This window comes from Streptomyces purpurascens (assembly GCF_045040895.1).
In the GTDB taxonomy this organism is placed as follows: domain Bacteria; phylum Actinomycetota; class Actinomycetes; order Streptomycetales; family Streptomycetaceae; genus Streptomyces; species Streptomyces purpurascens.
In genome coordinates this window covers 2828286-2845631 of record NZ_CP108341.1, presented here as the reverse complement: position 1 = coordinate 2845631, position 17346 = coordinate 2828286, and the positions used below count along the sequence as shown (strand labels likewise).

Below are 17346 nucleotides of genomic sequence, written 5' to 3'. Positions count from 1 at the left end.
AGAATGAGCCGCGCATGAAGTCACCGTCCGGCCGCCGCCGCCGACCCCGCGCACCCCGCCGCACCACACCCCCGGGGATACTGACCCTGGCGGCCCTGCTGGTCGTCGCATCCCTGGTCTCGGGCTATCTGGTCCTGACCCGCTCGGACACCACCACGCCGACGGCCTCCTCCAAGACGCGCGAGGCAGCCTCCGCACGGGCGCGCCAGGAACCCCGGTGGGACGGCAGGACGAAGGTCCTCGGGGACGGCTCCACCTCCTACACCGGCCCGCAGAAGGGGCAGTTGAAGCCGGTGCCGCTCAAGCCGGGCGAGAAGCCGCCCCAGTTCGTGGTCTTCTCCTGGGACGGCGCGCTGCAGGGCGACGACGGGCTCTTCTCGCACTACCGGGAGCTGGCCGAGCAGTACGACGCCCACATGACCTTCTTCCTCACGGGCATCTACCTGCTGCCCAAGAGCAGGAAGGACCTCTACTCCCCGCCCCAGCACGCCCAGGGCTCGGCGGCGATCAGCTACGCCACCGACGAGCACATCCGCACCACGCTGGAGCAGCTCGGCGAGGCGTGGCAGGGCGGGAACGAGATCGGCACCCACTTCAACGGCCACTTCTGCGGCACTAAGGGCGGCGGCGACTGGAGCGTCGCGGAGTGGCGGAGCGAGATCGACCAGTTCTACGCGTTCGTCGAGAAGTGGAAGACCAACACCGGCTTCCAGGACGTCGACCCGCTGCCGTTCGACATCCGCAAGGAGGTCACCGGCGGCCGTGCGCCCTGCCTGGAGGGCCAGGGGAACCTGCTGAAGGCCGCCAAGGGCTATCACTGGCGCTACGACGCCAGCTCCGCGGGCGACTTCCAGATATGGCCCGGCAAGAAGAACGGCGTCTGGGACTTCCCGCTGCAGATGCTCCCGTACGAGGGCGGCACGTACCAGGGCCTCTCGATGGACTTCAACTTCCTCTACAACCAGTCCGAGGGCCAGACCGAGGGCGACCCGGCGAACTACCCCCGGTGGGAACAGCAGACCGTCGCCTCCTACATGTCCGGCTTCAACCGCGTGTACTACGGCAGCCGGGCCCCGCTGTTCATCGGCAACCACTTCGAGGACTGGAACGGCGGCATCTACATGAGGGCCGTCGACGAGGTCATCAAGAGCGTGTGCACGAAGAAGGACGTCAAGTGCGTGTCCTTCAGGGAGCTGGCCGACTGGCTCGACGTGCAGAAGCCCGAGACGCTGCAGCGGCTGCGCGGCCTGGACCCGGCGCAGTCGCCTGACTGGTCGACCGTCGTGAAGTAACAGGAGCAACCCTCTTCACGGAAACCACACACTTCATGCGAAGATCTCCTACCCCGGCAACCCTTGGCCGGGGCAAGAGGGGAAAACACCAGTGAAATCAAGGAAGTTGAACGGGGCACGACGCCGCGTCACGATACTCGGGGCCGCGGCGACCTCGGTCGTCGCCGGAGTCGCCCTGCTGCCCAACTGGAGCGCCGGCGCGGCGGTCCTGGACGACCCGTCGGTGGACGCGCGGACCAAGGCCACCTTCCAGCGGCTGGCGGACGCGGTCTTCACCGATCGCACCAACGCCCTGGTCGACGGCGGGCAGGGTGATCACGAGAAGCCGCTGACCGACGGCTTCTCCGGCGACGTCGAGCTGTCCTCCGGACAGGCCCGCTCCGAGGACGCCACCTTGTCCGCGCTGGGGCAGCGCAAGGAGAGCCTCGCGAAGGCGGGCGAGAAGTACGGCAAGGCCCGCACCACCGTCACCCTGGACGCCACGCGGGTGACGGGCCGTACGGCCAGGGCGGCGGTCACCGAGACCACGACCCTGACCTACGCCCAGGCCCGTGGTGACGCGCCGAAGACCACCGGCTTCCAGGCCCGGCACGAGCTGACCTTCAAGGCCGATCGGCAGGGCGACTGGCAGCTGACCGGCATCCGCGACACCGACCAGGGCGGTCTCGCGGTGAACACGCTCTCCAAACCGGCCCCCGTCAAGGCGACCACCGCAGACGACACCATGCCGAACGCCCCGCGCGCGGCGACCACCCGCAACCCGGCCGCCGTCCCGAAGACCGGCACGACGTACGACTACAAGGCCATGGCGGCCTATGCCGAGAAGTACTGGAACGTCTACAACAAGGACTACCCGGACTTCAGCGGCCACGGCGCGGGCGGCGACTGCACCAACTTCGTCAGCCAGTCCCTCAAGGCGGGCGGCTGGAAGCACGTCCCCGGCTACGTCTACGACTACACCAAGTGGTTCGGGAACGCCGACATCCAGTCGGACTCGTTCGTCGGCGTCAACGAGTGGTCCTGGTTCGCCCAGAACTCCCAGCGGACCAAGCCGCTCGCCAACGTCTACCAGCTCGAGGTCGGTGACGTCCTCCAGATGGACTTCGACAAGGACGGGTCCAAGGACCACACGATGATCGTCACGTCCAAGAGCGGCGGCGTGCCGTACGTGACCTACCACTCCACCAACACCCTCCGCAGGTCGGTGGCGAGCCTCGTCGCGTCGGAACCGAACGCGTACTACTACGCCTACCGCACCTGAGGCCGGACGGGGCCGGGCTCAGTGCCCGGTCCCTCGCTCCTCGCGGATCCGGCCCACCACACGGGCCACCGCCTGCCGGACCGCCTCCGTCTCCGTGAGGAAGTGCCAGTAGTCGGGGTGGCGGCCGTCGAGGGTGGCGATGGCGCGTTCCAGGCGGGACACGGCGTCGTCCAGGGGGCGGGCGTGCTGCGGGTCGGGGGTGTTGCGGCCGGCCATGGCGAGGCGCTGGGCGTCGCGGATGGCGAAGCGGGTGCGTTCGATCTCCTGCTGGGGGTCCTTCTGCACCGCGTTCAGGCGGTGCAGGCGGTCGCCGGCGGCCGAGACGGCCTCGTCGGTGCTGTTCAGCAGGGCCCGCACGGTCGACAGCAGGGCCGTCGCGTCGGCCCAGCGCTGCTCGGCGCGGGCTGACCGGGCCTCGGCCAGCCTGCTCTCGGCCTGGCGGACGTGCGCGGCGGCGTCGTCGGGGACGCGCTGGAGGTCCTGCCAGCAGGCCGCGGTGAAGCGGCGGCGCAGTTCGCTCAGGATCGGGTCCACCTGCTCGGAGCGGGTGGTCAGGGCCTGGGCGCGGGTGCGCAGGGAGACGAGCCGGTGGTCGATCTCGGCGGCGCGGTCCGGCAGCCGCTCGGCCTCCACGCGGATCGCCTCGGCCTCGCGGGTGACCCGCTCGGCCCGCTCCAGGGTCTCCGGCACGCCGTGCCGGCCGGCGCCCTGGTTCAGCTTGGTCAGCTCCGGGGAGAGGACGGCGAGCCGGGCGGCGAGGTCGTCCGCCTTCAGGTGCGACGCTCGGACGGCGTCGAGGGCGTTGGAAGCGCCGAGCAGGGCCTGGCGGGCGCGCTCGACGGCGGGCGCGAGACGGGCCAGCTGGGTCTCGGCCTTGCCGAGCAGGGGGCCGAGGCCGTCGGCGAAGCGGTCCAGCTCCTGCTTGACCCGGTCCAGTTCCTCCTTGGCGGCGGTCAGCTCGGTGCGGGCACGGGAGGCGGTCGACGCCTCGAGGTCGTCGCGGTCGAGGTCGTGGGCGTCGACGGCGTTGATGTACCGGTGGCTGGCCTCGTCGATGCGGCTGCCCAGGGCGGCGAAATCGGCGACGGCGCGCCGGGCGGCGGGGGAGTCGTCGACGGCGTTGATCGTCTCTATCGAGATGCGCAGGTCGCGCTGGGCGGTGTCCAGCTCGTAGAAGGCGGCCGCCGCGGCGTCCTTGGCGGCCTGGGCCTCGGCCCGCTGGCTCTCGGCACGGCCGCCGAACCAGCGCCGGGTGCCGCCGCCCGCGAAGGCGGCGGGCAGCGCCAGCGCGGCCACCAGCGGCAGCGCCATCAGAGTGAGAACGTCCCGCAGCGGACCGCTCGGGGTGCGGGGGAGGGTGCGGCGCGGGCTGTGTGCGCGCGGCACCGACGGCGAGTACGGCTGCCCTGGTGTCGCCGTCACATCCCTCTCCCGTGCTGTTGTCCACCCTGCCCGGTGTCATTCTCCCACCGGTTAAGGACGAACACACGGGCCGGTCAGTTCGCTGTTCGGACCGTCACTTTGCCGTCGCCGCTCCGGGCGGACACCACATGGGAGCTGCTCTCGTCGCGGGGCACGGACACGTCCACGCCACCGTCGCCGGTCTCGGTAGTCACGCGGTAGGCCGCCTCGGGCAGCGCGATGGTCACGGAACCGTCGCCGCTGCGGGACTCCACGCGGTCCGGAACGACGCCGAGCTCGATGCGGGCCGAGCCGTCGCCGGTGTGGGTGCGCACGTCGCGGGAGGAGACGTCCGCCCGGATGGATCCGTCGCCGGTGCGCAGCTCCAGGGGTCCGGTGGTGTCGGTGACGCGGACGGAGCCGTCACTCGTGCGGATGCTCAGGGGGTCCCGGAAGCCCCGGGCGCGCACGCTGCCGTCGCCGTCCTGGACCTTCACGGTGATGCCCCGGGGTACCTCGACGCGGTGCTTGGCCGCGCAGTCGGCGACGACGCCGGAGCACTTCAGTCGCAGCACCAGCCGGTCGTCCCGCATCGACCAGGTGACCTTGGGCTCCTTGCCGACGACGACCGAGCCCTGGAACCACCGGGTGACCTCGATCTTGCCCGCCGGGTTCCGGTCGGCCGCGACGATCTCGAGGGCGGAGTCGTCGGAGTCGACGGTCAGGGTGCGGCCCTGGAGGCCGAAGGACCGGTGGTCGGGGTCGGTGTCGTCCCCGGCGGACGCCCCGCAGGCGCTGAGCCCGGCGACGAGAACGGCCACGGCACCGGCGACGGCGATCGCGCGGGCGGAAGCGGTGCGGGTGGTGCCGGTGGTGCGGATGGTGCGGGCCATGACGATCTCCCCCTGGGCGGACGACGGGCGCTCTCCGAGCGCTCTACGACCGTATGGATCCGGGGCCCGCCGGGGGATCCGGGCCACTCCCGGATCCGAAGGGGGGATAACCCCCGGCCCCGCCCCACGCCAAACGGATTGCCGGTCCGTGCCCCGGGCAATGTAGGCTGTCGACTCGTCCTGGGCGCTTGGCCTGGGAAGCCGGGTGCGTAGCTCAGGGGTAGAGCGCCTGCCTTACAAGCAGGATGTCGGCGGTTCGAAACCGTCCGCGCCCACCGGATTAAGTAGCAGGTCAGAGGCCCCCCATGGATCACCCTGGGGGGCCTCTCCTGTGATCGAAGTCCACAAAGAGTCCACATCCCCAAACGATCATGTTTCTTCATCACCCATTTGGGGGACTTGATCGTCGGGGCGTGGCTCTTACGCTTTCCAGACAAGACGAGGACGGCGCGGCTCCCCACCGCGCGCCAGACACAGGCTCGTCGTCACCTGCGGGAACCGGCCTGGGGAGGATCGGCCCGTAGGCGGCGACCCCCGCCGAACGCATCGGCGGGGGTCGCGCGTACAAACCTAGACCGCCCCACCCCGTGCAGGGGGTGGGGCGGCTTGCTCTGACCGTGTCAGAGCAGAGGATGACCGGCCGCAGGCGGACACAGGCACACCCGCGCGTCATCCCGCCCACTCCGGACATGCCGGTGCGGGCGTATGCACTGGGGGGTGGCATGTGCCCACAGCACGTGTTCCCCAGTAGCTCCACGATATTTACCCAGGCGGGTAAAGACATGGCGTCATGATCGTTACAGCTTTATCGGGTGCCTCTCGACCCCCTGCCCGACTGGGTACTCGCCCGCCGCCGGGTCATCGGGGACCGCATAAGAGAAGTCCGCCGGCGCGCGGGCCTCTCGCAGGTTCAGTTAGCTGAGCGCGTCGGCCTCGACCACAAGACGATCCACCGGTACGAGACCGCCCAGCGCGCCCCCAGCCTCACCGAGTTGCTCCTCATCGCCGACGCCCTCAGCGTGCCGCTCGCCGACCTCGTGCGTTGAGCGGCCCGCCGCCCCGGCGGAGAATGACGGGGCGGCCCGGCCGACGTCGGAGAGGCGCTAGCCGATATTCATCCCGGGTCGGTCGCTGCCGCCGTGGCGTGCAGCCGGGTCAGTCGCGCTGCCTCGTCGTCGCGGAAGGTCGCTACCTCGTGGCAGCGCTGGCTCATCACGAACTCGCCGAGCGGCAGGCACAGGTCCATGCGCTGGATGCAGACGCCGACCATGAACGGGCCGTCCGCGGCGCGGTACAGCCGGACTCCGTAGTACCCCTCCTGGCAGTCGTCCGGGTTGTTGAACCGGCAGTCGGCGCAGGTCTCGGGCAGGCGCACGGGCCGGATGCTCTTCGCGTACAGGGTGCGTCCGTCCGGCAGGCGGTACCGCATCCGCTGATCGGAGGCCCCTGCTGTGATGATGCGGCGGACCGGCACGGCGCCCAGGTGGTCGACGACATCCCGCATCGCATCGAGGGACGCGCCCCCTTCCTCCAGGGAGACGAGCATGCGGACCACGACGGAACGGCCGTGTCGCTCGATGATGCGGAGCACGCGGTCGACGTGGCCACGGTCGGGGATCACGATGTTGGCGGAGACCTTGATGCCGTGGGCGGTCGCGGTCTCGATCGTCGCGTCGAGGGCGGCCAGCTTGCGCTCGGCGAGCTTCGGCGAGGCAAGACGCGGAGCCTGTACGGCGGCGAGTTCGGCCGGGGTGGTGCCGAACACGGACAGGTTGATGCGGTCGAGGCCGGCGGCCGCGGCGGCGGGCAGGACCGCGGCGCCGTTTTCGCCGTTCGAGGTGAGGCCGACCGTGAGTCCGAGGCGCCGGGCGATGGTGATCAGGCCCGGCAGGTCGGGGTGCAGCGTCGGCTCGCCGCCGGTGAAGTGCACTTCGTTCGTCGGCAGGCTGCCACGCACGGCGGCGAGGGCCAGGGCGAAGTCGGCGTCGGCGGCGATCCGGGCGGGGAGGAAGCCCGCGCCGTTGGTGCGGAGGTAGATGGAGACGCGTCCGGTGTTGCCCGGTGCGGCGACGGGTGTCCCCTCGTTGTGGCAGAACGAGCAGGCGAGGCCGCACGCGTCGATGATTTTCACGCGCAGGGTGCGGTCCGGTTTCACTTCCACCGGCACGTCGCTCAGGTCGTGCATGGTGCCCCCCTCTGCGGGCGGGCCGGGGCGCGGTGCCCCAGCCGGAGTAGCAGGCGCCGGCCTACTCGAAACGCAGGTCGGCGATGGAGTCCAGGTCGATGCCGTACAGGCCGTAGACCTTCGTGGTGTTGATCGATGTGAGCTGGTCGTGGTCGATGCCCAGCGCGGCGGCGGCCGCCCACACCTGCGCCTCGTCGTCGGCCTCGATCTCCAGGTACGGCGGGATGCGCGGCCACTCGTCGACCTCGAGGCGGACGGCGCCGAGGGCGTAGGAGGTGCGCCGGTTCTCCTGGTAGCTGCGTGGCGTCAGGCCGGTCAGCTGCAGCAGCGCAGCAGCTTCCTCGAAATCGTCGACGGTCACCTCGGTCTCGTGGGTCCCATCGACGGCGTCCGTGACGATCTGCTTCACGCACAGGGTGACGTCGCCTCCCGTGTCGCGCAGACGCACCCATCGGCCGGGGACGGCCGGAATCGTGTCGTACACGTACCGCCGCATGAGACGGGTCGTGGTCGTGCAGGTGCCGCCGGCCTCGGTGATGAGCCTCTCGATCTTCGCGGGGTCGATGTCGAGGGTCTTCGCTTCGAACTCGATGCCTGCCATGGGTCTCCGATCGCTGGTCGCTGCGGTTGTTTCAACGACCGTGCAGCGTAGGGGGCCCGCCGCCGGTGACTGGGACGGTCCGGCGGCGGGCCTGCGGCCGCCCGTAACGGGGCGTCGGGGTGGCCGCTCGTCCCGCTATCGGCGTCGGCCGATAGCGGGGGCTCGGGATCCGCTGGGCGCGGTCTGGTGGGCCGTGCTCTTGCAGTTCACTGGTCGTTTCCCTCAACGTCGGTCCTGCGGTTGCGTCGAAGGGGGAGGCGGGTACCGACAGCGATCGTGTCGTTGCCTGCGAGCCGCAGAATCGCCCGCAGCAGGATCTGAAGCTGGCGTTCGTCCAGCTCCCGCACGGCAGCGATGGCAGTCATTCCGATGCCGACCATCGACAGCACGAGGCAGAGGAACGAGCGTTGCCCCTTGTCGAGACCCAGGCTGAATACGTGACCCGCCAGGCCCTCGAGGTGGGCCATCTCGCCGTCGTCGGTGTGGAGGATCAGGGCCTGGCGAACGGCCGGCGCCGACAGGATCGTCTGTTCCTCGACCAAGGCCTGGACGACGGTCCGGACGGGGGATGTCCTCGCGGTGTGCAGCAGCTGCTCGCCGAGGGCCTGGAGCTCATCGTCCTCGGTGGGGGTCTCGGTCTCGGGTTCGGTGGTGGTCACGCCGAGGCCCCCGCCGCGTTGCGGCCAGCGAGTCGAGCCGCGGAGGCGCGGGCGCGCGCTACCCGGTACACCTCGTACAGCCTGCTCTCTTCCTCACAGGCGAGTCCGGCGTTCATGCCCTGGCCGTCCCTGGCCCGGCACTTCTTGCAATTCACGCAGTGGTTCGCCAGGCGCACGAACGCCCTCTGCTCGGACGTCACTTCGATCCCCGCGCTGACGATCTCGTAGTGGTCGCACAGGGCGGCCAAGACGCGGGCAAGCCGCCGGGCGTACATGACGCGGCCAGTCAGCGCGGCGAACCCCAACTCGGGGGCGCGGAGCTTGCCTCCCGCCTCCTCGGCGCAGGCCATCGCTGCGGAGCGGGTGGGGCTGTTCTCCGACAGGAGGGCGGCCGCATGCTCGACCTCGGGAGCGAGCAGTTGGAGGTGGCCGCGCAGCGTGGTGGTGAGTGTGGCCAGCTCGTCGGCGGCCGGTGGCAGGGCGTCCGGGCCGGAGTCCGGGTCCAACACCTGGTGCGCGGTGTCGCGCATTGTCTCGAGGTCGGGCGGGGGTGGGCTCTGTCGCTTCGCGCTCATGTCATGGGGCTCCCTTGCTGGAGTGCGCGTGCCAGCCGCATGGCCACATCCGCGCGCACGCGCCCCAGATCTACGAGGCGAAGGTTCGGCGCTGCTGGATCCACCGCAAGCGACGGCAGCACGATGCCGACCTGGTCCAGGGCCGCCCGGAGGGACTCCATGGCGGTGAACGGGTCGACGTTCTGTGCGGGTGCTTCGGCCATGAACAGGACCGTAGGGAGGCGGTGTTGACACACGCCATGCGATGTTCTCGAATGTTCTCGCAGCCTGGCCAAATGTTCTCGTGTGGTCTCACAACGAGACGCGTGCACGGTAGTACGAGGCCTGGAGCCTGGTGATGCTGAAGACGACACGACCCGGCACGAAGGAGACGACCATGGCGCGACGGCTGCGATTCAACGGCACAGACAGCAAGAACGGCGGCTGCCCAGCAGTGCACGAGGACCTCGACAGCGGTGAGATCATCGTCCAGGGGCGGCCCCTCACCGACCCTGCGGACCTGCGGCAGTTGCAGCACTTCGGACTGGACGATGCCGCGGTGGTCGTCCCCCGCGAGCTGCTCGTCAACCACGGCCCGAAGGAGATGGACCGCGTGCCCAAGCTGATCGGCCTCGAGGAGTTCGGCCGGCTGTTCCATCACTTCGAGCATTCGGCATGGCACCTGGAGACCCGACGCGGCTACGCCTCCGACCGCGACGACGAGGGGTACGCCGAGTTCCTCGCCACCGGCCACGCCCCGGCGGACCTCGACAGCGACTGGTGTCAGAACATCCACCGGCAGACGCAGGCGGGTAAATACGTCGGTCGCGTGCGCGTTGTGGACAACCCGCCGACTGAAGGGCAGCGGTTCCTTCTCTCCTACGCCCGCTGTAACGCGGCCACCGGCGAAGACGCGCGCAACATCTGGCGGGAGGACGCGGAGCGGGTGCATCTGCCCGCCGAGGACTTCTGGCTCTTCGACAGCCGTCTCGTGGCGATCCTCCGCTTCGACGACGAGGATGTCTTCCACGACGTCGAGATCATCACCGAGCCCGCGGAGGTGCTGCGGTATTGCCAGGTGCGCGACGCCGCGGTCCACGCGTCCCGCCCGTACGACAAGTTCGCGGCGCAGCTCGGCACGAAGTAGTAGCCCCCGCCGGTGAGCACGGACTACCAGCAGGCCCGGGAGGCCCTCGGCCGTCGGCTGAGGGAGCTACGCCTGTCCGCTCCTGGGGGACGTCTCACCGGCACCGTGCTTGCCGAGCGGCTCGGCTGGCCGCACTCCAAGGTCTACAAGCTGGAGGGTGGCCGGCAGACCGCCACGAGCGAGGACCTCCGTGCCTGGAGCCACGCCGTTGGGCAGCCTGACGTGGTTGGTGAACTGGACGCCCGCCTCAAGGGCTTCGAGTCTCACATCCGGTCGTGGCGCCGCCAGCTCGCTGCCGGGCACCGGCCCGTACAGGACACCTGGAACGTTGCTGTCGACCGAGCCCGGGTCATCCGCGCGTGGGAAGAGGCCGTCGTCCCGGGCATGCTTCAGACCGCCGACTATGCCCGGCACATCTTCCTGCGGTACGCCGACATGCAAGGCACGGTGCGGGACACGGAGGAGGCCGTTCGTTCCCGGATGGAGCGGCAGACGTGGCTGTACCAGGGCGGGCGGCGGTTCCATGCGCTCGTGTGGGAGGCCGCGCTTCACGCGCTCGTCTGCCCGCCGTCTGTCCTCGCTGCGCAGCTGGACCGGCTGGCGGGTCAGGTTGGGATGGACACGATCGAACTCGGGATCATTCCCCTCAGTGCGTCCTTGAGGATCCCCACCGCGAACGGGTTCTGGATCCTTGACGACAGCCTCGTCATCGCCGAGGACTGGCACGCCGAGCTGTGGCTCGACGACGATGAGGCGGTGGCCTTCTACCAACGCGTGTGGGACACCTTGAGCGAGTCCGCGGTCTACGGCGCAGACGCACAGAATGTGATCGGCCGGGTCCGCCGCGGGCTGCACGCGCGCTGAGCCTAGGCACGACGAATCGCCCCCTCCCGCCCGGAGGCGAGAGGGGGCAAGAAGTCTCAGGGGTACTGGCGGCGGCTCGGATCCAGCCCGGCCGCGAGCGGGCCAGGCAGACCAGGATCGTCCGAGCCTCCGGTCGGCTCGCATGTGTAGGCGGTCGACCCGCTCCCGGCGGGCGTGCAGGTGTACGTCACGCCGCGACAGGTGAACGTCCACGACGACGGCGGCGACCCCGCAGGCCCCTGTTCGCCTTTCTCGCCACGCTCACCCTGTGGGCCCGGCTCACCCTGAGCCCCTGCAGGGCCAGCAGCTCCAGCGTCGCCAGCCGGACCAGGCGCACCCGGGCTCCCGGCCGGCCCCGGCCCGCCGGGCGCGCCAGGGGCCCCGGTCGGCGAAGTCCCTTCAGCGCCATCTTCGCCTGACCGCCCGGGCGAACCGCTCGGCCCCGGCGGCGGAATGGCGTTGCGGCCCAGGCCCCGGCGGCGCTGAGTCAGCAGGACTCCTCGAACTTCACCGCGGTGAGCTTCACGGGCTGACCGTCGAGCTTCGCTCCCGCGGCCGGCTCCTGGGTGCACACCTGCCAGTTCGACTCCATCAGCACCATCCGGTCCTGCCCGGAGGCGTCGTTGACTGTGATGCTCGTAGACGTGTCAAGCGCCTGGCGGGCGGCCTTCACGGCTTTTCCCTTGAAGTCGGGCATCGTGCCGCCGGCGGCCTCTGGAGCGGCGCCCGCGTCCTTCGCTGGGCAGTCCTCTTCGAGCTTGACCGTCGCGAAGTCGACTTTGGTGTCCGTGGGGTGCTTGCCGGCCTTCGGGGTCTGGGAGCACACCTTCCAGTTCCGGTCGAAGGCCTGCATGCGTCCGCGGCCGAGGGCGTCGTGCGAGGTGAGGCTGTAGAACCCGGCGTCTTGGGCCTGGTCCTGAGCGGACTGGAGGCCCTTGCCGGTCATGTCGGGCAGCGAGGCGTTCTCGGCCTTCGTCGTGTCGTTGCTGGTGTCGGCCTTGTCGTTGCTGCCCTGGCTGGGCTTTGAGTTGGTGCCGCTGTCGGTGTCGGTGCCTTCGCAGGCAGTGACCGTGAGCAGGGCGGCCGCGATGAGTGCCGCTGCGGTGGTGCGCTTGGTCATGGTGTCCCCCGTATGTGTTGCTGGTATTGATGGAGCATCATGCGATGAGTGAAGGAAATGTGGGTGCAGAGTGACGTTCTTGTGACTCGAATGGGCGTCGGGTGCCCTACGGCCCTTGAGTAAGCACGTCGGTGATCTCCACCGATACTTTCGAGCCCGCTGAAGGGGTGCTGATCACAGTGGGTGTGAAGTTAAGGCTCGTTCGGTCTGACAGCTGAGCTGTCTCGATGACCGGGCCGGACTCGCCCCCGCGGATCTCGTAGGTGATCTCGTACACGGCGTCCGGGGCGATGTCCTCGGTGAGGCCCAGGTAGGTCAGCAGCTTGTCGGCACCGGTCACCTTGGTGACGTGCTCGACCGCGGCCTTCTCGGTGTCCGTGCCGTTCTTGGCGACGCAGTTCCGGAACTGCTCGGCCTGGGACTTCTCGTCGGCCGGTTCGGCCCCGCTGTCCCCGCCGCCCCCGGGCTTGCCGTCGGCGGCGACGGCCCTGTCCTTGTTCGAGGTGTGCTTGCTCTCGCTGCTTCCGCCGCCCGTGGCGACGGCGACGATGACGAAGAGGGCGATGATGCCCGCGCACCCGAGGCCCGCGATCTTGCCGGCACTGCGCTTCTTCGGTGGCTGGGGCGCCGGGGCACCGACCCCCGGCTGCTGGGGCGGGTAGGGCTGCTGCGGGTACTGCTGGCTCATGGTTTCCCCTCGGGGTCATTCGTGTCGTGCGGGTGCATGACCTGGGGAGGGGCAGGGCGGTTGTAGGCGACTGACCGAGTTCGCCTGATCGGGGCATGTGCGGTCGCACGCCTGATGGTGGTTCGTATGTGCGTCCGAGACTGCCGCAGTGCTTCGGGGCGCCGGGGGCTTCTCTACGATGGTCACCGTGAACAGCCCCGTCCAGCGCGCCCCGCGCCCCGTCGTCCGGCGGTGGCGTGTGCTGTGTGTGCTGGGGCTGTTGGCCGGGTTGCTGGGGATGCACGGGCTGGCGCCCGGGGGTGGCGTCCCGCAGGGGTCGCACGTGCCGAACAGTCACGCACCTCAGACGCACTCCCCGGCCATGCCCTTCGCGCACTGCGGTGGCGGGTCCGTCCATCATGCCGACGCGACCTGTGCTTCGGCGGCGCTGAGCGGTGGGCCGGTGCTGCCCCCGCTTGTTCCCGACCCGGTCCCCGGGGGCGTAGCGGCGGACGTCGTACGGGCGTTCGCGGGCGGGGAGGCGGAAGGTGCGCGTGCCCCGCCCTCCCTCGCCGAACTCCAGCTTCTGCGGATTTAGACACCGCGTACGCATCGCGCCGGGGGCCAACGCCCTTGCCGGTGTGGTGCGTCGACGTGTCCGAATCCCATTCCCCCCTCCTTGCGGAAGCAGGAGTTCACGCATGAACAGCACGTACAGCATCCGTAATCTGACGCGCCGGGCCGCCCTCGTGGCGGCGGCCGGTTCCGCGACGTTCGTCCTCGCCGCGTGCGGCGGCGACGGTGGCGGCAACAGCGGCAGCGGGCACGACGCGCACGCTTCCGCCTCCGCCTCCGAGTCCGCCGGCGCCGAGGCCACGCGCGGAGCCCACAACGCCCAGGACGTGTCCTTCGCGCAGGGCATGATCCCGCACCACCGGCAGGCGCTGGAGATGGCGCGGCTGGCCGACGGCCGGGCCGTCTCCGGTGCGGTCAAGGACCTGGCGGCGCGGGTCGAGAAGGCCCAGGACCCGGAGATCAGGGCCATGACCGGCTGGCTGAAGCAGTGGGGTGAGGACGCCCCCGAGCCGGCGGACTCCATGGACCACTCCGGCATGCCCGGGATGATGGGCGGCGAGGACATGGCCGGCCTGGAGAAGCTGACGGGCAAGGCCTTCGACACGCAGTTCCTGACCCTGATGGTCGAGCACCACGAGGGTGCCGTGAAGATGGCCGCCGTAGAGAAGAGCAAGGGCCGTTACGGCCCCGCCAAGGCCATGGCCGGTGACATCGTCACCGCGCAGAACGCCGAGATCCGCGAGATGAACAAGCTCCTGGGCAAGAGCCGCGGCTGACGACTCCGTGGCTACGAGGCTCCGTCGGTCCCCTCCGGCGGAGCCTCGTGCGCGTGCTTCAGCTGGGAACGGGCCGTCACCCGCTCGGGGCCGGTGAGTTCGGACCAGTAGCGGTGGGTGCTGACGAACACCGCGAGTTCGTGCTCGCGCCGGCGGAGCTTCTCCACCTCGGCCTGTTCGTCGGCGCTCCAGCCGGGGGAGGCGGGGCGCTCGACCTTGCGCCAGCCGTTGTCGTCGCTGAAGCCGTCCACCGGCTCCACCGACCAGGGCAGCCGCTTCAGCAGGACCGACAGCTCGGCGCGGACCTGATGGAGTTCCTCCTGACCGGCGAGGAGGTCACTCGGAAAGTCATAGGTCGTAGCCACGCCTCAATGATACGCCTGTTCGAATTTGGGGTGCGAGTGTCTTCTCGCGGTTCACACGAACCGGGTGTCCTTTCCTCGCTCTCGTCACGGAACGGGCGGAGGCTGCGCCTGACCGGCCGCGTTCATCGCGCTCCGGGCGCTCCGCGCCACCGCCCTCATGTCCTCACGGTCGCTGCGCCGCAGCACGTAAAGCTTGCCCATGGCTATCAGGCTGGGTCCGCACAGCATGATCGCAAGCCACCAGACGTCCCTGGCGACGTAGATACCGGCGCCGAGCATGGCGATGCTGATCACGGCGCCCATGTACAAGCCCGTCATCCGGAGCGCGTGCTGACGCTTCTCTCGCGCCAGCCGCAGCTCGCGCTCTGCGGCGGCCCTGGCGTTCTCGTCCTTGCGTGCGGCCGCGTCCCGCTGCATGTCCAGGTGCCTGAGCCGAACTTGGTGATCCCGCTTCAACTGTGGTTCCAGGGCCGCCAACGCGACCTTGAGCTGCTCCGGTCCGCCGAGGGCGGCACCCCACTTCATGGCGATCTCCAAACCTACCGAGACGACGAGGTCGTCCGGAGGGACGGGCGGAGCGCCGCTGCTTTCTTCCACACTCACTGCCGCGCGCCTCCGTCACCGCTTCCTGCTGGGTCGTACTCGAGTGCCGTCGGTTCGGGAGGCGGTCCGAGACGTACGAAGAGCCGGGCGAGGGCATGCTCGAAATCACCCGCTGCTCTGGCTACCGTCTCGGCCTCGTCCCAGTCGTGCGGCGCGTACTCGCGCAGCAACTCGGCGGCCGCAAGCCCCGGTCCGGCAAAGGCGTCGCCGCTCGATGTCGCACCCCGCACGTCGCTGCCCTCGACAGCGGTCCCGGGCCGGCCGTGTGGCACCGGGAAGTAAGCGGAGGCCAGCGCTCTGCGTAGCCGGTACTCGTCCAGTGGCCCGGAGAACGCCATGCCCTGCCCGTGTGTGCAGCCCATCGCGCGCAGGGCGACGACCTGCTCGGGCAGGTCCACCCCGTCGGCCACGGACTGCAGTCCGAGGTCGGTGGCGATCCGCAGCAGCCCACTGGTGGTCTTCTGCAGCCGTGGGGACTCGACGACGCCCTCGACCAGATCACGGCTTAGCTTGAGTATGTCGACGGGGAGCAGTCTGAGGGCCGTGATCGCCGCTTGGCCGCTGCCGAAAGCGTCGAGCGCGATCCGCACGCCGACCTGCCTGAGGGCGCCCAGACGGTGTTGCAGCTCGTCCAGGGAGATGCTCGGGTCGGCGTGGGACAGTTCGATGATCAGTGACCCGGTCGGCAGGCCGTGTTCGGTGAGCAGCGCCTCGATCGCACCGACGGACGTCGACCGGTCCAGCAACCGGCGGGAGCTCATCCGGACGGCCACCGGCACTGCCAGGCCCGCAGCGCGTCGCTCGGCGGCCTGCTCGGTTGCCTCCTCCAGTGTCCGGCGGCCCAGATCGTGGATCCCGTCGCTGTCCTCCGCCACGTGCGAGATTTCCGCGGGGGTGTACAGCACCCCTTGGGCGGAGCGCCAGCGCGCCTGCGCGGAGACCGACGTGATCCGGCCGTCCTCCAGGGACACCACCGGCTGGTGCAGCAGCGTGAACTCGCCGTCGTGCAGCGCGGCCCGCAGACGCCTGGCGAGCTCTGCCTTGCGGACGAGGTCCTGCTGCATCTGCGGCTCGTACAGCTCGACGCGGCCCTTGCCGCCGGCCTTGGCCCGGCCCATCGCCAGATCGGCGTTGCGCAGCAGCTCGCCCGCCCTCAGACCCGCCTCAGCGAGGGCCACACCGATGGAGGCGTTGACCCGGACGTTGTTGCCGTCGATGAAGTAGGGCTGCGACAGCGTCGCCCTGAGGCGGTCGGCGAGCTCCAGGATGTGCCGTTCCCGGGCGGCCCGGTCGCGGGTGTCGTCCCCGACGATCAGGGCGGCGAACTCGTCCCCGCCGAGCCGGGCGGCGGTGTCCCCCTGCCGGACCACCTCCTGGAGCCGGAGGGCGACCTGAATGAGCAGCTCGTCCCCGGCCTGGTGCCCGAACGCGTCGTTGACGGCCTTGAAGCCGTCGAGATCGATGCACAGCACGGCCGGCAGAACCACGCCCTGGTCGGAGGCACGGCGGCGGGACAAGGCCTGCTCGACACGCTTGGTGAACAGGGCGCGGTTGGGCAGGTCCGTGAGCGGGTCGTGCTCGGCGTTGTACTGCAACTGCGCCTGCAGCCGCACCCTTTCGGTCACGTCCCTGCTGTTGAAGATGAGGCCGCCTTGATAACGGTTGACGGTCGACTCGACGTTCAGCCAGCCTCCGTCGCCCGACCGGAAACGGCACCCGATGCGCGTGGTGGGTTCCTCGACCGGGTCGGCGGCGAGGAAACGCCGCACCTCGTGCACGACGCCGCCCAGGTCCTCCGGATGGATGAGGTCGGCCAGCTGCGTACCCACCAGGTCCTCCGCCGGGCGGCCGTACACCACGGCGGCGGACGGGGAGACGTAGCGCAGGACGCCGGTGGGGGCGGCGATCATGATGACGTCGCTGGAGCCCTGTACCAGGGAGCGGAAGTGGTTCTCCTTCTGCGCCAGTTCCCGGGTGAGTCTGAAGTTGCCGAACAGGAGGATGCCCTGGCGCACGACGAGAACCAGCACGATCGTGCAGGCGAGAACGAGCATGACACCGTCGACGCCGCGGTCGCTGAGCGCGCCGTAGAAAATGCCGAGCAGGCAGACGGCAGCGGCCAGGATCGGCGTCAGTACGGTCATGGGGCTCGCCGCTTTTGGCTCGCCGGTGTCGGGCATGTCACCGCTGGGCGCGCCATCCGGCCCGAGCGCCGAGCCGGGGCGCGCATGAGCCGTCCTGAGCAACGCCGACAAAAACTTGCGCATGCCCATCCCCCTTCGCGCCGCTCGCACCATATCGAGACCCGGACAGCACTGTCAGTCAGGTGGGATAACTGCTCGTGCTCGTGGTCGGCGTTCGCAGGTGATGTGACGCACGCGT

The 17346-nt window shown here is 69.9% G+C and carries 18 protein-coding genes, 1 tRNA gene and 1 pseudogene; 8 read left to right on the top strand and 12 right to left on the bottom strand.

What is annotated here, in order from left to right:
* The first annotated feature begins 14 nt into the window (after positions 1-14).
* Both OHU35_RS13015 and OHU35_RS13010 read left to right on the top strand, forming a co-directional pair.
* A complete protein-coding gene (locus OHU35_RS13015) occupies positions 15-1292 on the top strand; it encodes a hypothetical protein (RefSeq protein ID WP_189724912.1) in 1278 nt (425 codons plus the stop codon).
* Between the two features lie 106 nt (positions 1293-1398).
* Entirely contained in the window at positions 1399-2553 is a 1155-nt protein-coding gene (locus OHU35_RS13010; RefSeq protein WP_229872985.1) for an amidase domain-containing protein, read from the top strand.
* A gap of 18 nt (positions 2554-2571) precedes the next feature.
* Here OHU35_RS13010 and OHU35_RS13005 read toward each other — a convergent pair whose 3' ends face one another.
* Both OHU35_RS13005 and OHU35_RS13000 read right to left on the bottom strand, forming a co-directional pair.
* Entirely contained in the window at positions 2572-3975 is a 1404-nt protein-coding gene (locus OHU35_RS13005) for a hypothetical protein (RefSeq protein WP_359896312.1), read from the bottom strand.
* A gap of 74 nt (positions 3976-4049) precedes the next feature.
* Entirely contained in the window at positions 4050-4847 is a 798-nt protein-coding gene (locus OHU35_RS13000) for a DUF4097 family beta strand repeat-containing protein (protein ID WP_405505342.1), read from the bottom strand.
* A gap of 203 nt (positions 4848-5050) precedes the next feature.
* On the opposite strand from OHU35_RS13000, the gene OHU35_RS12995 reads away from it, so the two are divergent.
* Positions 5051-5122, top strand: a tRNA-Val gene (locus OHU35_RS12995).
* Positions 5123-5659: 537 nt separating this feature from the next.
* A complete protein-coding gene (locus OHU35_RS12990; protein WP_189724908.1) occupies positions 5660-5893 on the top strand; it encodes a helix-turn-helix domain-containing protein in 234 nt (77 codons plus the stop codon).
* A gap of 68 nt (positions 5894-5961) precedes the next feature.
* Here the strand turns inward: OHU35_RS12990 and OHU35_RS12985 are convergent, their stop codons facing one another.
* The 5 genes from OHU35_RS12985 to OHU35_RS12965 form a co-directional block, all read right to left on the bottom strand.
* On the bottom strand, positions 5962-7032 hold the full coding sequence (locus OHU35_RS12985; protein ID WP_405505341.1) for a radical SAM protein: 1071 nt from the start codon (positions 7030-7032) through the stop codon (positions 5962-5964).
* Between the two features lie 61 nt (positions 7033-7093).
* Positions 7094-7633, bottom strand: coding sequence for a class IV adenylate cyclase (locus tag OHU35_RS12980; RefSeq protein WP_405505340.1), 540 nt, complete (start codon positions 7631-7633; stop codon positions 7094-7096).
* Positions 7634-7839: 206 nt separating this feature from the next.
* The gene (locus OHU35_RS12975; RefSeq protein WP_189724905.1) at positions 7840-8292 is read right to left on the bottom strand and encodes a hypothetical protein; all 453 of its coding nucleotides are present in this window, start codon (positions 8290-8292) and stop codon (positions 7840-7842) included.
* On the bottom strand, positions 8289-8867 hold the full coding sequence (locus tag OHU35_RS12970) for a DUF6415 family natural product biosynthesis protein (RefSeq protein WP_405505339.1): 579 nt from the start codon (positions 8865-8867) through the stop codon (positions 8289-8291). The genes OHU35_RS12975 and OHU35_RS12970 overlap by 4 nt, the downstream gene beginning before the upstream one ends.
* Positions 8864-9070: a hypothetical protein gene (locus OHU35_RS12965; protein ID WP_189724903.1), complete on the bottom strand. Its 207-nt coding sequence runs from the start codon at positions 9068-9070 to the stop codon at positions 8864-8866. Before OHU35_RS12965 ends, OHU35_RS12970 begins: the two co-directional genes overlap by 4 nt.
* A gap of 173 nt (positions 9071-9243) precedes the next feature.
* Between OHU35_RS12965 and OHU35_RS12960 the strand changes: the two genes are divergently transcribed.
* Positions 9244-9993, top strand: a complete 750-nt coding sequence (locus OHU35_RS12960; protein ID WP_405509215.1) for a DUF6879 family protein — start codon at positions 9244-9246, stop codon at positions 9991-9993.
* A gap of 12 nt (positions 9994-10005) precedes the next feature.
* On the top strand, positions 10006-10857 hold the full coding sequence (locus OHU35_RS12955; RefSeq protein WP_189724902.1) for a DUF5753 domain-containing protein: 852 nt from the start codon (positions 10006-10008) through the stop codon (positions 10855-10857).
* A gap of 487 nt (positions 10858-11344) precedes the next feature.
* Here OHU35_RS12955 and OHU35_RS12950 read toward each other — a convergent pair whose 3' ends face one another.
* Together OHU35_RS12950 and OHU35_RS12945 are read right to left on the bottom strand one after the other, a co-directional pair.
* A complete protein-coding gene (locus OHU35_RS12950; protein WP_189724831.1) occupies positions 11345-11977 on the bottom strand; it encodes a PASTA domain-containing protein in 633 nt (210 codons plus the stop codon).
* Positions 11978-12083: 106 nt separating this feature from the next.
* Positions 12084-12665 carry a hypothetical protein gene (locus tag OHU35_RS12945; RefSeq protein ID WP_405505338.1) on the bottom strand — a complete coding sequence of 194 codons (582 nt, stop codon included), beginning with the start codon at positions 12663-12665 and terminating at the stop codon, positions 12084-12086.
* A gap of 178 nt (positions 12666-12843) precedes the next feature.
* On the opposite strand from OHU35_RS12945, the gene OHU35_RS12940 reads away from it, so the two are divergent.
* Together OHU35_RS12940 and OHU35_RS12935 are read left to right on the top strand one after the other, a co-directional pair.
* On the top strand, positions 12844-13242 hold the full coding sequence (locus OHU35_RS12940) for a DUF6153 family protein (RefSeq protein ID WP_189724829.1): 399 nt from the start codon (positions 12844-12846) through the stop codon (positions 13240-13242).
* A gap of 103 nt (positions 13243-13345) precedes the next feature.
* Complete coding sequence (locus OHU35_RS12935; protein ID WP_189724828.1) at positions 13346-13996, top strand: DUF305 domain-containing protein; 651 nt, start codon at positions 13346-13348, stop codon at positions 13994-13996.
* 11 nt (positions 13997-14007) lie between these two features.
* On the opposite strand, the gene OHU35_RS12930 is transcribed toward OHU35_RS12935, so the two are convergent.
* The 3 genes and pseudogenes from OHU35_RS12930 to OHU35_RS12920 form a co-directional block, all read right to left on the bottom strand.
* The gene (locus OHU35_RS12930) at positions 14008-14361 is read right to left on the bottom strand and encodes a hypothetical protein (RefSeq protein WP_189724827.1); all 354 of its coding nucleotides are present in this window, start codon (positions 14359-14361) and stop codon (positions 14008-14010) included.
* Positions 14362-14445: 84 nt separating this feature from the next.
* On the bottom strand, positions 14446-14964 hold the full coding sequence (locus OHU35_RS12925) for a hypothetical protein (protein WP_189724826.1): 519 nt from the start codon (positions 14962-14964) through the stop codon (positions 14446-14448).
* Positions 14961-17186 (bottom strand): annotated as a pseudogene (locus OHU35_RS12920) (putative bifunctional diguanylate cyclase/phosphodiesterase); the annotation flags it as partial. The pseudogene OHU35_RS12920 and the gene OHU35_RS12925, both read right to left, overlap by 4 nt.
* Positions 17187-17346 lie beyond the last annotated feature (160 nt).